12 protein-coding genes are annotated in these 12,895 nt (G+C 69.5%); 5 read left to right on the top strand and 7 right to left on the bottom strand.

Translation table 11 applies throughout. From position 1 onward, the window contains the following. Nucleotides 1-121: 121 nt before the first annotated feature. The 3 genes from ACFXKA_RS03720 to ACFXKA_RS03710 all read right to left on the bottom strand — a co-directional run bounded on the left by ACFXKA_RS03720 (nucleotide 122) and on the right by ACFXKA_RS03710 (nucleotide 4,240). On the bottom strand, nucleotides 122-1,336 hold the full coding sequence (locus ACFXKA_RS03720; RefSeq protein WP_379425821.1) for a hypothetical protein: 1,215 nt from the start codon (nucleotides 1,334-1,336) through the stop codon (nucleotides 122-124). Nucleotides 1,337-1,437: 101 nt separating this feature from the next. Beyond that, nucleotides 1,438-2,637 carry a hypothetical protein gene (locus ACFXKA_RS03715; RefSeq protein WP_379425819.1) on the bottom strand — a complete coding sequence of 400 codons (1,200 nt, stop codon included), beginning with the start codon at nucleotides 2,635-2,637 and terminating at the stop codon, nucleotides 1,438-1,440. Between the two features lie 199 nt (nucleotides 2,638-2,836). Next, on the bottom strand, nucleotides 2,837-4,240 hold the full coding sequence (locus tag ACFXKA_RS03710; RefSeq protein WP_354830159.1) for an NAD(P)H-quinone dehydrogenase: 1,404 nt from the start codon (nucleotides 4,238-4,240) through the stop codon (nucleotides 2,837-2,839). Nucleotides 4,241-4,542: 302 nt separating this feature from the next. Here ACFXKA_RS03710 and ACFXKA_RS03705 point away from each other — a divergent pair, with 302 nt between their 5' ends. Both ACFXKA_RS03705 and ACFXKA_RS03700 read left to right on the top strand, forming a co-directional pair. Continuing rightward, nucleotides 4,543-5,022 carry a gamma-glutamylcyclotransferase gene (locus tag ACFXKA_RS03705; protein ID WP_379425817.1) on the top strand — a complete coding sequence of 160 codons (480 nt, stop codon included), beginning with the start codon at nucleotides 4,543-4,545 and terminating at the stop codon, nucleotides 5,020-5,022. Nucleotides 5,023-5,141: 119 nt separating this feature from the next. Continuing rightward, entirely contained in the window at nucleotides 5,142-5,555 is a 414-nt protein-coding gene (locus tag ACFXKA_RS03700) for a PPOX class F420-dependent oxidoreductase (protein WP_379425815.1), read from the top strand. 83 nt (nucleotides 5,556-5,638) lie between these two features. Here the strand turns inward: ACFXKA_RS03700 and ACFXKA_RS03695 are convergent, their stop codons facing one another. From ACFXKA_RS03695 to ACFXKA_RS03685, 3 genes are all read right to left on the bottom strand, one after another. Beyond that, complete coding sequence (locus ACFXKA_RS03695; protein WP_379425892.1) at nucleotides 5,639-6,808, bottom strand: M20 family metallopeptidase; 1,170 nt, start codon at nucleotides 6,806-6,808, stop codon at nucleotides 5,639-5,641. 86 nt (nucleotides 6,809-6,894) lie between these two features. Continuing rightward, nucleotides 6,895-8,082, bottom strand: coding sequence for a M20 family metallopeptidase (locus tag ACFXKA_RS03690; RefSeq protein ID WP_379425891.1), 1,188 nt, complete (start codon nucleotides 8,080-8,082; stop codon nucleotides 6,895-6,897). Nucleotides 8,083-8,347: 265 nt separating this feature from the next. Next, a complete protein-coding gene (locus ACFXKA_RS03685; RefSeq protein ID WP_354830166.1) occupies nucleotides 8,348-9,052 on the bottom strand; it encodes an enoyl-CoA hydratase/isomerase family protein in 705 nt (234 codons plus the stop codon). Nucleotides 9,053-9,314: 262 nt separating this feature from the next. Between ACFXKA_RS03685 and ACFXKA_RS03680 the strand changes: the two genes are divergently transcribed. Both ACFXKA_RS03680 and ACFXKA_RS03675 read left to right on the top strand, forming a co-directional pair. Continuing rightward, nucleotides 9,315-10,118, top strand: a complete 804-nt coding sequence (locus tag ACFXKA_RS03680) for a purine-nucleoside phosphorylase (RefSeq protein ID WP_379394875.1) — start codon at nucleotides 9,315-9,317, stop codon at nucleotides 10,116-10,118. Nucleotides 10,119-10,128: 10 nt separating this feature from the next. Then, the gene (locus ACFXKA_RS03675; protein WP_379425813.1) at nucleotides 10,129-11,703 is read left to right on the top strand and encodes a phospho-sugar mutase; all 1,575 of its coding nucleotides are present in this window, start codon (nucleotides 10,129-10,131) and stop codon (nucleotides 11,701-11,703) included. A 12-nt stretch (nucleotides 11,704-11,715) separates the two neighbouring features. Here ACFXKA_RS03675 and upp read toward each other — a convergent pair whose 3' ends face one another. Next, nucleotides 11,716-12,339 (bottom strand): uracil phosphoribosyltransferase, encoded by a 624-nt coding sequence (gene upp / locus ACFXKA_RS03670; RefSeq protein ID WP_354830170.1) that lies wholly within the window; start codon nucleotides 12,337-12,339, stop codon nucleotides 11,716-11,718. Nucleotides 12,340-12,478: 139 nt separating this feature from the next. Between upp and ACFXKA_RS03665 the strand changes: the two genes are divergently transcribed. Next, nucleotides 12,479-12,802 carry a type VII secretion target gene (locus ACFXKA_RS03665; RefSeq protein ID WP_379425811.1) on the top strand — a complete coding sequence of 108 codons (324 nt, stop codon included), beginning with the start codon at nucleotides 12,479-12,481 and terminating at the stop codon, nucleotides 12,800-12,802. Nucleotides 12,803-12,895: the final 93 nt, after the last annotated feature.

The raw sequence follows: 12,895 nt of genomic DNA, 5'->3' as shown, positions 1-12,895 counted from the left end.
CGAAATTCCACCATGTCACACGCCTACCAGGATATGAAATCCCATTCCCGAATCATGGGACGATAGGTCCACTTCGGCGCCGGTGGACCGGCCCCGGCTTCCACAAGACGCCCAGGTCCGGCTACTCGATCGACATGATCAGGTGTTTACCGTCACGCACCGTGGTCATGATGTGCTCGGTGTAGACATCGGTGGTGCCGTCCGCGTGATGCTCGGTGATGTCCACGTCGTAGGACTCCGGGGCGACCTCGACGATCTTCAGGCAGTAGGTGGTACCCGGCTTGAGCAGATCGATGCCCTTGTGCTGGATGACGTCGGACGGCTGGACCGTCGTCGCCTCCGGCACCACGAACGTGCGCGCCTTCACGCCGTTGCGGTCCACGTAGAAGGCGTGCTCGAAGCCGAGAATCGCGTCGACACCGCTGCCGGTGCCGCCCACGCCGTTGCCGATGGTCAGCTTGCCGTCCTGCTTGGCCGGGCAGCTCAGCGCGGCGTCGGTCGCGGTGGGCGCGGCCGCGCCGGTGGTGGTGGCCCCGCCGGCCGCCGTGTCGTCCTTGCCGCGGGTGACCGCGAAGACCGCCGCGCCCGCCACCGCCAGCACCAGCACCGCCGCGCCCGCGATCAGGCCGATCCGGCGCCACGGCGGGCCCTCGGACTCCGGTTTGCGTTCCGGCGCAGGGGCTTTCGGCGCCAGCGCCTTGGCGATCGGATCGTCCGCCCAGGACAGCGATTCCCCTTGGGCCGCAGCCGATTCCGATGGCGGCGCGGGCGGGAAGCCGCTGGGCGCGGAGCGCCACCAGGAATCCGCGGGCACGTCCGGCTCGGCGGTCTCGTCACCGCCCGCCGAATTCCGTTCGGCGGCAGCCGGATCAGGATCAGCGGCGCGGGGCGTCGCCGCGTCCGCGGCTGCCGATTGCGACCCGCCAGGCGGGATTCTCACGGTCTGTTCGATATCGGCGGTACTCGCGGGCTGCCCGGCGCCGTCCACGGCCGGATACTGGCCCGTGGACGTGCCGGTGACGGGCGGGTACTGACCGGTGACCGGCTGCCACGCGTCAGGCGCGCGAAACTGCGGCGGCGCACCCGCGGGCCGCCAGGACAGATCGGGACTCTGCGGAGCGGGCGCGGGACTCCAGCCCGGGACGACGGCGGTGGGCGCGGGACCGAAGTCGTTCAGCGAGGGGCCGAAATCATTGAGCGACGGCCCGAAATCATTGAGCGAGGGCCCAAAGTCATTGAGCGAGGGCCCGAACCCGGAATCCGGCGGACCGGCCGGTTCCGGCTGCTCGCCCTCGGATACCTGACGGTCGGCGGATTCGTCCTTGCCCGAAGCCATCACCCGTCCTTTCGCCACAGACGCGTGGGGCGGTCGCTCCCGACCGCCCCACGCGACATCACTGCTCCCGCCGGCACCGTATCCGGTCCCTGACGGACCTGTCAGTACTGAACCGAACCGCCCACCTGCGCGGTCACTCCGACGACGTCGACCGATTGCGACGGCCGATCACCCTCGGGGAGCTTACCAATCTGGGCCGCGGCCTCCAGGACCGTAGCGCCGCCCGGCAGCAGGCGGATGAAGTTCTCGGCATCGGCCTTGGCCGCATTGGCCGCCGCCGTGTCGAGCACGAACTCCATCTTCTGGTCGTTGTCGGGACCATTGCCCGCGAACGCGGTCACCTTGATCTGGTTGACCTTGGTGAAGTCCAGCGACATGCCGGCCTCACCGATGCCGCCCGGCGTGGTGTAGCCGATGGTGCCGACGTAACCGTCCAGGTTGCTGAAGTGGTGGGTGTTGGCGGCCCAGCCCGGCAGCACCGCGCCGCCGTCGAGGTTGACGCCGAGCTCGGTGTGCGGACCGGTCATCTCGACCACCGGCGCGGCCGGGGCGGTGTCCACCGCGGGCGACTGCCAGTGCGGCTGCTGCTGCGGGGTGACGGTCGGCTGGCCGGTCATGGTGTCCACGGCCGGGTCCTGGTTCGGGGTGGTGACGGCCGGCTGCGCGTTCTGGTCGTTCGGCTTCACCGGCTGGGCGCCCTGCTGACCGGGCTGGATCGACTGGCCCGGCTGGGTCTGCTGGCCCGGCTGGTTCGGCTGCGGGGTGGTGACCGCGGGCTGGGCCTGGGTCGACTGACCCGGCACCGGCAGCGGCGCCACGCGCGGCACGGTCACACCCGGCTGCGAGGGCCGCAGCGACTTGGGCTGCGCGGGCTGCGGGTCGGTACCGGCCGGCTGCACGTTCGGATCGCTCTTGGGCGCGTTGGCGTCCGGCTTCGGGGTGCCATCCGGCTGGGTGGCGCCCTGCGGCTGACCCGAATCCGGCTTGGCCGCACCGTTGTCCGGTGCCGGGGTGTTCGGCGTGGTCGGGGTGGTGACGCCCGGCTGGCTCTGCTGCGGCTTGGTGGTGCCCGGCTGCACGTTCTCCGGCTTGGGCGCGGGCACGACCTGCGCCTTCGCGTCCGGGGCCGGCGATTCGGTGGGCGGCTGGGTGCCGTCGGGCTGCTGCTGATCGGCCGGGACCGCGCCCGGGTCGGCGGGGGCGGCGTTGGCGGGCGCGGACAGCAGCGACACCACCGCGGCCGCACCGGCCAGCGTCAGGGAGGTGCTCGCCTTGATCCGACTCGGCTTGCGGTGCTTCACGTTTCGCTCAATTCCTTCGTCCCTCGGCGGCACGATCGCTCCGGGCATCGATGCGCCTCGCATCGGAGGGGAATTGAGAACCCCCCGTTTACGTAACGCTCGCGACCGCCCTGCCGATCGCTTCCGCCGCGAACTTAATCACAAGGGAGACAAGGCAGCAAGACGGGCCGGTAACAAACGGGGCCGAAACGTGTTGCGGCTAGTCCAGATCGTCGTGCCGCATGAGCTGACGCGCGGCCTCGGTGACCGATCCGGTGAGCGACGGATACACCGAAAACGTCTGCGCCAGATCATTCACCGTGAGGTTGTTCTGCACCGCCAGCGCGATCGGCAAGATCAGTTCGGAGGCGATAGGGGCCACGACGACACCACCGATCACCACGCCGGTGGCGGGGCGGCAGAAGATCTTCACGAAACCCCGTCGCAGGCCCGACATCTTGGCGCGCGGGTTGGTGTTCAGGGGCAGCATGACCGTGCGGGCCGGGACCTCGCCATTGTCGATGGCGGTCTGCGAGACGCCGACGGTCGCGATCTCCGGGCGTGTGAACACGGCGGAGGCAACGGTCTTCAGGCGAATCGGCTGCACGCCCTCACCCAGCGCGTGGTACATGGCGATGCGGCCCTGCATCGCGGCCACCGAGGCCAGCGGCAGCAGGCCGGTGCAGTCGCCGGCCGCGTAGACACCGGGCGCGGTGGTCCGCGAAACCCGGTCCACCCGCAGGAAGCCGCCCTTGTCCAGCTCGATCCCGAGCCGTTCCAGGCCCAGCCCGGTGGTGTTCGGAATGGAACCGACGGTCATCAGCGCGTGGGTGCCGCTGATATTGCGGCCGTCGGACAGCTTCACCACGATGCCCTCGGCGGTGCGCTCCACCGCGTCGGCGCGGGCGTGCTTGACCAGCTCCACACCGCGCTCGGCCAGTGCATCCTCGAGCACCAGGGCGGCGTCGGCGTCCTCGCCGGGCAGCACGCGGTCGCGGCTCGAGACGAGTTTCACCTGCACGCCCATCTCGGTATAGGCGGAGACGAATTCGGCGCCGGTCACACCGGAACCGACGACTACCAGGGTCTCGGGCAGCTCCTTGAGGTCGTAGAGCTGACGCCAGTTCAGGATTCGCTCACCGTCGGGTTCCGCGCCGGGCAGCACGCGCGGGCTGGCGCCGGTGGCGATGAGCACCACCTCGGCCTCGATCACCCGCTCCTGGCCGTCGGCGAGGGTGGCCTTGACCAGGTGGGTGGCCAGACCCGGGGCCTGGTCGATGAGTTCGCCGTAGCCGGACAGCACGGTCACGCCGGCGGTCTGCAGCTTGGCGCGGATATCGGAGGACTGGGCCTGCGCGAGCGCCTTGACGCGGGAGTTCACCTCGGCCAGGCGCACCTGCGCCTGCGAGGGATGCACGGTGATGCCCAGGTCACGGGCGCGGCGCAGATCGGTGCGCACGCCGGTGGAGGCGATGAAGGTCTTCGACGGCACGCAGTCCCACAGCACGCACGCGCCGCCGATGCCGTCACTGTCGATCAGCGTGACCGGCGCGCCGTGCTGTGCCGCCACCAGCGCCGCTTCATATCCGGCGGGGCCGCCACCGATGATCGCAATGCGGGTCATTGTTCCTCCGCTTTCAGGTCGGCGCCCGGGATCTCCGGTGCCGGTCTCTAACGTTATCCCCGCAGCTACCTACAGCTTTAACCGCGTCTCCGGACAATTTTCGCACTGTGGCGCATTCCATTCGGCGAGGCGGCGTGTCATGACGGGGGCGCGCGAACTCGCTGTCACCCCAGGCAGAACCGGCTCCGAGCGGGGCGGGAGAGTCCTTTTGGCGACTCCTCGGCAATCGATCGGGCCCGCGCGAACCGCCTTGTGATCGGGATCGGGGATGGTCTTGCGGGTTTGTTCGATAGGCTTCTACCGTGCCGATTTACGCCGCCTACGGGTCCAACATGGATCCCGAGCAGATGCTCAAGCGCTGTCCGCACTCCCCTGTGTATGGAACCGGCTGGCTGGAAGGGTGGCGCCTCACCTTCGCCGGGGACGACATCGGCTGGGAGGGACCGCTGGCGACGGTGGTCGAAGAGCCCGGGCAACGGGTCTTCGTGGTGCTCTACGACGTTCCCAGTGAGGACGAGCTGAGCCTCGACCGCTGGGAGGGCTCGGACTTCGGCATCCACAAGAAGATCCGCCTGCGCGTCACCACGAACGCAGGGACCGGCAACGAGCCGGTGCTTGCGTGGCTCTACGTCCTGGATGCCTACGAGGGCGGGCTGCCCTCCGCGCGCTACCTCGGCGTCATCGCCGACGCCGCCGAGAAGGCCGGTGCGCCAAGCGATTACACGCACGCGCTACGCACCCGCAACAGCAAGAACGTCGGCCCCGGCACCTTCGGGCCGTAGCACGAACGGCGCATCGGACGCGGTGCGACGGATCAGCGGGCCGGGGCCGGAAGATTCGGCGCGGCGCCGCTGTTACGGGAACCGGAAACGATCTCCGAACCGTCGAAAGAGTGAAGCCGATGCCCGCCACCCCCGTGCCCGCCCCTATCGCCGAATTCCTGTCCCGCCCCAACCCGGCGATCTTCGCCTCGAATCGCCCGGACGGCCAGCCGGTTTCGGTCGCCACCTGGTATCTGTACGAGAACGGCCGAATCCTGGTGAACCTGGCCGACTTCCGTAAGCGCCTGGACTACCTGCGCGAGGATCCCCGCATCAGCCTCACCGTTCTCGACGGCGACAACTGGTACAGCCACGTCAGCATCCAGGGCCGCATCGTCTCCCTGGAGAACGACCCCGACTCCTCGGTCATCGACCGCATCGCCCAGCACTACATCGGCAGCGACTACGCCGTCCGCGACCAGAAGCGCGTCTCCGCCTGGATCGAGATCGACCGCTGGCACGCCTGGGGCGACATCGCCAACAAGGTGAAGTGATTCCCGCCGGCAAGACGAACCAATTCCCCGAAACGTGAAGCCGGGCCGCACTTTTCAGTGCGGCCCGGCTTCGTTGTCGTTGGTCAGCGGGCGTTCAGCACGATGTTGGTGAAGACCCGGACTCCGGCGGCGAGGGCGCGCTCGTCGAGGTCGAAGGTGGGCTGGTGCAGGTCGAGTTGCTCGCCCTGACCCGACCAGACGCCGAGGCGGGCCATGGCGCCGGGGACCTCCTCCAGATACCAGGAGAAGTCCTCGCCGCCGCCGGACTGCGGGGTGTCGGCGAGGGCGTCGGGGTCGAGAGCGCGGATGGCGTCCTCGAACATGCGCACGGCCTGCTCGTCGTTGACCACCGGCGGCACGCCGCGCTTGTAGTTGAGCTGGTAGCGGACGCCGGTGGGGGCCAGCAGGCCCTCGACGATCTCGCGGACCATGGGCTCGAGCAGCGACCAGGTGGCGTGATCGCCGGTGCGGACGGTGCCGGTGAGCATGCCGGTCTGGGGAATCGCATTGGGCGCCTTGCCCGCCGACACCGCGCCCCACACCATGACCGTGCTGGTGCGCGGGTCGATGCGGCGGGAGAGCAGGCCGGGCAGGCCGGTGATGACCGTGCCGATGGCGTAGACCAGGTCGCTGGTCAGGTGCGGGCGGGAGGTGTGGCCGCCGGGCGAGTCCAGCACCAGCTCCACGGTGTCGGCGGCCGAGGTGATCGGACCGACCCGGATGCCGACCCGGCCCACCTCCAGCCGTGGGTCGCAGTGCAGCGCGAACATGCGTGAGACGTCCTCCATGGCGCCCGCGGCGACCATGTCGACGGCGCCGCCGGGCATGACCTCCTCGGCGTGCTGGAACACCAGCCGCACGCCGACCGGCAGGTCCTCGATCTCGGCCAGCGCCAGCGCGGTGCCGAGCAGGATCGCGGTGTGCGCGTCGTGCCCACAGGCGTGTGAGACGCCCGGCACGGTGGAGGCGAACGGCAGCCCGGTGTACTCCTGCAGCGGCAGCGCGTCCATGTCGGCGCGCAGGCCGATGCGCGGGCCGTCGGGGCCGATGTCACAGATCAGGCCGGTGCCGCTCGGCAGCTTGCGCGGCTCGAGCCCGGCCTTGACCAGCCATGACTCCACGAATTCGGTGGTACCGAACTCGGTCCGGGACAGCTCCGGGTTGGCGTGGATATGGCGACGCCACGTCGTGAGGTCGTCCATGTGCTCCGCGAGCCACGACTCCACTACCTCGTGCCCGGTCGCCGATTCCATCGCGGCGCCGGCCGGCGTCTGCGTGTTGTTCACGCACGACGCCGCCAGTGGTCCGTTGACGCGCGCCGCGGACCGGCCGGTTGTGCTCACCGAATGTCCTCCTGTCGCTGAAACTGCCGTTGTATGACTCGTTCCGACAACCTGTCCCTGTGCAATTTGTCGCCTGCGATGTGTATCGCGGTGCGAGCCAGTGCCGTTGCCCCGTCCAGGACGGCGCGATCGGCCGACGCGTTCACGGCGGCCGCCGCGAACGCGGGCTGGTGGGTCACCGCACCGCCTGCATCGATGCCGATGACCGGGTGGATACCGGCGATGACATTGGTGACATTGCCCATATCGGTGCTGCCCAGCGGCCGTGCCGCCTCGAATTCCGGGGCGATCGGCTCGCGGCCGAGTGCGGTGATCTGCTCGCGATAGGCGCACAGTAGCGCGCTATCGGGAGTGAGCTCGGTGTATGTCGGCGCAAGCTTCCGGATTTCGTGTGTGCACCCGGTCGCCAGGGCACCTGCCTCGAAGCATGCCGATGCTCGTTGCATCAGATCATCGAGGGTCGCGGAGTCGACCGCACGTAGGTAATACAGCAGCTCCGCGTGTCCGGGCACGATATTCGGGGCGACGCCGCCCGATCCGACTATACCGTGCAGTTGTTGTCCGGGCAGGAGATGTTGCCGTAGCAAACCCAGAGCAACTTGCGCGACGGTCACGGCATCGAGGGCATTTCGCCCGTACTGCGGCGCGGCGCTGGCATGCGATTCCCGGCCGTGGAAAACCACCGACACATCGGCGAGGGCCAGCGAATGCGCGCCGGCGATATCCTCCGGGCCCGGGTGCACCATCATGACCATGGCGACGCCGTCGAAGACGCCGCGCTCGAGCATGAGCACCTTGCCGCCGCCGGACTCCTCGGCGGGCGTACCCAGCACCTTCACCGTGATGCCGCAGGCGTCCGCGACCGCGGCCAGACCCAGCGCCGCGCCGACCCCGGCGGCGGCGATGATGTTGTGGCCGCAGGCGTGGCCGATTTCGGGGAGGGCGTCATATTCGGCACAAATACCGACGACCAGGTCTCCACTGCCGTATTCGGCGGTGAATGCGGTCGGCAGTTCCGCCACGCCGGATTCGATACGAAATCCGCGTTCCCGCAACGGCTCGATTGTCTTTGCGACGCTGCGGAATTCCTCGAAGGCCAGCTCGGGTTCCGCATGAATGTCGTGGGAGAGCGCGATCAGCTGATCGCGGTACCCGGCGACGGCCGCGTCGGCCGCGGCGAGCAGGGCCGGATCCGCCGATGCCACGGCAGCACTCGAGGACGGCACGGACGAGTCGTGCCGACCGATCGGTACGCAGGATCTCCGGTCATCGCCGTTGCGCGATGGTGACATCCCAACAGTCTCGCACTGCCGCGCAGCTCTGTCGCAGCAGGTAAGCCGGAAAATCTCCGGCAGAGTGCGGGACACGCAGAAATCATCGCGGCACGCTCAGAAATCAGGGGTTCGAGGGCAAGCCCTCGAACCCCCGCAAAGCCGACGGAACGGACCCTTACGGATTGAAGGCCAGGTTCTCCGGGGTCGTCTCCACGGCCAGCCCGGCCAGCGCCTGCTGGTGCAGCGCGCGCTTGATGACCGGCAGGTTCGGCTTGCGGTTGCCCTTGAGCATGTCGGCCCGCGCGACCGCGGTGGCGAGCAACACATCCGCATCCGCCTTGGCGTCCACGATGCCCGCGGCGATGGCGTCATCGGCGCCGTAGCGGCGGCCGGTGGTCATGGCCTCCACCGCGACCTGATTGACCAGGCGATTGGTCAGCAGCGCGTTCATGGCGACGGTGAACGGCATGCCCAGGTGCACCTCGGGCAGGCACCAGAAGCCGCGGTCGGCGCGCATGACCCGGAAGTCGCAGGAGGTGGCGAGCATGGCGCCGGCGCCGAAGGCGTGGCCGTTCACCGCGGCGACCGTGGGCAGGCCGAAGGCCAGCAGGCGGCTGTAGAGCGAGTGCACGCGGTCGAGGTACCAGCAGTTCTTGTCGAAGTTGCCGAACAGCCAGTCGGTGTCGAGCCCGTTGGAGAAGAACTTGCCGTCGGCGGTGACCACCAGGGCGGCCGGGCCCTCGGACGCCTCGACCTCGTCGAGCAGCGCGTGGACCTCGGTGATCCAGTCGGGGTGGAAGCGGTTCTCGTTGTCGATGGCCTGGCCCTCGGTCCCGAGGTACAGCACGAACACATCCCCATCACGCTTCAAATACGGCATGCGTGCAGCGTAGCGGGGGCGGGGCAGATACCTACCGACGGGTATTTATGGGGACGCGACGACCGATTTCGCGAGGATCGGGATAACTCATCGGGTACGCCCGACATCGGGTCGGCACCCGACCGCCGGCACGCATGCACGACTGCCGGCGGCACCCGAGCCGCAGAAATTGCGGGGAGGCGGTTCCGACAAACGGAATGAAAACGGCAGGTCGCGGGCACACGCGGGGCGTGCGAGATCACCTGGTACTAGGGTGGGCGACATGCTAGCCGAGAAGGCCATGGGCGGGGTTTCCGAACTAGCCGCCGAAGCCATTGCGCAACGAACGGGAGTGCAGCAGCACCGGATTGCCGTGGTGCTGGGATCCGGCTGGCAGGAAGCTGCCGCCGAGATCGGCGAACCGGCCGCCTCCATTCCGATGGCCGAGGTGCCGGGATTCGGATCGCCCACCGCCCAGGGGCATCAGGGCACCATTCATTCCGTCACGGTCGGTGACGCGCCGGTCCTGCTGCTCATGGGCCGCCAGCATCTCTACGAGGGCCACGCGCCCGGCCAGGTCGTGCACAATGTGCGCACCGCACTGGCCGCCGGCGCGCAGACCGTGCTGCTCACCAATGCCGCGGGCGGGATTCGCGACGGGCTGTCGGTCGGCGAGGCGGTACTCATCTCCGACCACATCAACCTGACCGGGCGCACCCCCATCGAGGGCGCGAACTTCGTCGACCTGGTCGACGCCTGGGATCCCGAATTGCGGGCGCTGGCAAAGGAAATCGAGCCCGGCCTGACCGAGGGCGTGTACGCGGGCCTGACCGGGCCGCAGTACGAGACCCCCGCCGAGATCCGCATGCTGCGCACCATGGGCGCGGACCTGGTCGGCATGTCCACCGTGCTGGAGGCCATCGCCTGCCGCGAGGGCGGGGCCAAGGTGCTCGGCATCTCGCTGGTCACCAACCTGGCCGCCGGGGTCACCGGCGCGCACCTCTCGCACGCCGAGGTGCTGGCCGAAGGCCACGCCGCCGCACCGCGATTGGGTAAACTGCTGCGCGGCGTGCTGGAACGCCTCTAGGCGCGCGGGGATGCTGCGCTTCGGAACCGCCGGGCTGCGCGGTCCGCTCCAGGACGGCCCGGACGGCATGAACGTGGACACCGTCTCGCGGGCCTCCGCCGGGATCGCCGCCTGGCTGCGCGACCGCTGCCTGGGCGGCGGACTGGTGATCGTGGGCCGCGACGCCCGGCACGGCTCCGCCGAATTCGCCGCCGCGACGGCGGAAGTCTTTGCGGCGGCCGGTTTCTCGGTGCTGATACTCCCCCGCCCGCTGCCGACACCGGTGGTGGCCTTCGCGGTCCGCGAACTGAAAGCCGTTGCCGGAGTTCAGATAACCGCCTCCCACAACCCCGCCACCGACAATGGCTACAAGGTCTACCTCGACGGCGGCTCCCAGCTCATCCCACCCGCCGACGCCGAGATCGAGCACTGCATCGACGCCGTCACCGGGCACATCCCCCGCACCGATCCCGGACCGGCCGCCCCGGACCCGAGCATTCTCGGACTACCCGCAGGCACTCCCGCCGAAGCGTTGGGCGAGGAGATCGTCCGCCGCTATCTGGCCCGAGTCACCCTGCTGCCCAGCCTGATCGGCGGCCATCAGGGGTTCGAGGGCGAGGCCGCGACCCGGCGGCGCAGTGAGATTCGAATCGCGCTGACCGCCATGCACGGGGTCGGCGGCGAGTTGGCGGTGGCCGCGCTCCGGGGTGCGGGGTTCGGCGACGTGCTGGTGGTCACCGAGCAGTTCGCGCCGGATCCGGACTTTCCGACGGTCGCGTTTCCGAATCCTGAGGAGCCGGGCGCGGCTGATCTGCTGCTGGGGCTGGCCGAACGGCTGGACGCGGATATCGCCATCGCGCTCGATCCGGATGCGGATCGGTGCGCGCTCGGGGTGCGGGGACCGCACGGGTGGCGGATGCTGCGGGGCGACGAAACCGGGGTGCTGCTGGGCGATTTCGTGCTGCGGTCGGCCGCACCGGACTCCCTGGTGGCCACCACCATCGTGTCGTCGCGGCTGTTGAGCAAGCTGGCTCCGGCGCGCGGGGCGCGGTACACGGAGACGCTGACCGGATTCAAGTGGCTGGCCCGCGCGGGTGCGGGCCTGGTGTACGCGTACGAGGAGGCGATAGGCCACTGCGTGGACCCGGCCGCGGTGCGCGACAAGGACGGTATCTCCGCGGCGGTCGTAGCGGCGGATCTGGTGGCACAGGTGAAGGCGGAAGGGCGGACGCTGTTCGACGTCCTCGACGACTTCGCGGTCGAATTCGGTGTGCACGCCGGGGATCAGGTGTCGTTGCGACTGCCGGATGTGAGCGAGGCTGCGGCCGTGGTCGCCCGGCTGCGTGAGATGCCTCCGGCCGAGATCGCCGGAGAAGCGGTGAGCTGCACCGATATGGCGCGACTGCGCGGGCAGATGCGTACCGACGCACTGGTTTTCGAGGGCCCGACGCTACGCGTGGTAGTCCGGCCGTCGGGTACCGAGCCGAAGCTCAAGTGCTATCTGGAGACGTTCGTGCCCGTGGCCGATCGGGACGGGCTCGCAGTAGCCAAGGCCGCTGCGGCGCAGCGGCTCTCCGAGATCCGGATGTTCTGCGAGAAGCTCTGAGCCCGGGAGTGTTCAGCGCGGGCCGAATTGGCGGTCGCCGGCGTCGCCGAGGCCGGGGACGATGTAGGCGTCGGAGTTGAGGCCGCGGTCCACCGAGGCGGTGACCAGGCGCACGGGGTGACCCGACTTCTCCAGGGCGGCAATGCCTTCCGGTGCGGCGACCACGCACAGCACGGTGATGTCGCGAGCATTGCGGGTGGCGAGCAGGTCCAGGGTGTAGACCATGGAGCCACCGGTGGCGAGCATGGGATCGAGCACCATGACCGGGGTGCCGGACAGGTCGTCGGGTAGCGACTCCATGTACGGGGTCGGCTGATGCGTCTCCTCGTCGCGGGCCAGGCCCACGAACCCGATCCGGGCGTCCGGAATCAGGTTCTCCGCGGTCTCCACCATGCCCAGCCCCGCGCGCAGCACCGGAACGAGCAATGGCGGAGCATTCAGCCGCGTCCCCTCCGCGGCGGCCACCGGCGTGGTGATCGGGAATCGCTCCACCGGGGCGTCCCGCGTGGCCTCATAGACCAGGATCGCGGTCAGGTCCCGGAGCGCGGCCCGGAATGTCGGATTGGTCGTCCGGGCATCTCGCATGGTGGTCAGCAAAGCGGCAGCGAGCGGATGGTCCACGACGAGTGTGCGCATACGAAAACCATAGGTCAGCACCGCCGTCCGCGATCCCCGCGCACCGGAATTCTTCCGTCCCGGGAACCGCCCGGCCCCGTCCCGCGTCCAACCCCGTGCAGCACACATCCATCCCGCGACCGGCATGAAGGGGGCATTCGTGCACCGCCTCTCGATCCATCCCGACGGCCTCACCGCCTACGCGACGACCACCACCGTCCTCGGCGCGGATCTCGCGGCCGCCGCGGCGCATGCCGCCACCGCCGCCCCCGAACTACTCGTGCCCGCCTTCGGCCTCATCGGCGCCGACTTCCTCACCGCCTACGCCGCGGCGCACGGCACCCACGTGACCACTCTCGACAGAGTCTCGACGGCTCTCGCCACCACCGGCGCCACCACTGCCACCGCCACGGCCGCCTATACCGGCCACGACAGCGCGTACGCCGCGACGCTGGGCGCCGTCGGCGCGGAGTCGAGCGCGTGACAGCCGCACCCGAGATCCGCTGGGCGGCAAGGCAGCGCGGCGGGGTGGATCGAAAAAGGTTGCAGTGCGGGAGGACTCGGGCGGGAGTGGGCG

It is taken from the genome of Nocardia sp. NPDC059228 (genome assembly GCF_042754245.1).
In the GTDB taxonomy this organism is placed as follows: Bacteria; Actinomycetota; Actinomycetes; order Mycobacteriales; family Mycobacteriaceae; genus Nocardia.
This window is presented reverse-complemented; position numbering and strand designations above follow the sequence as displayed.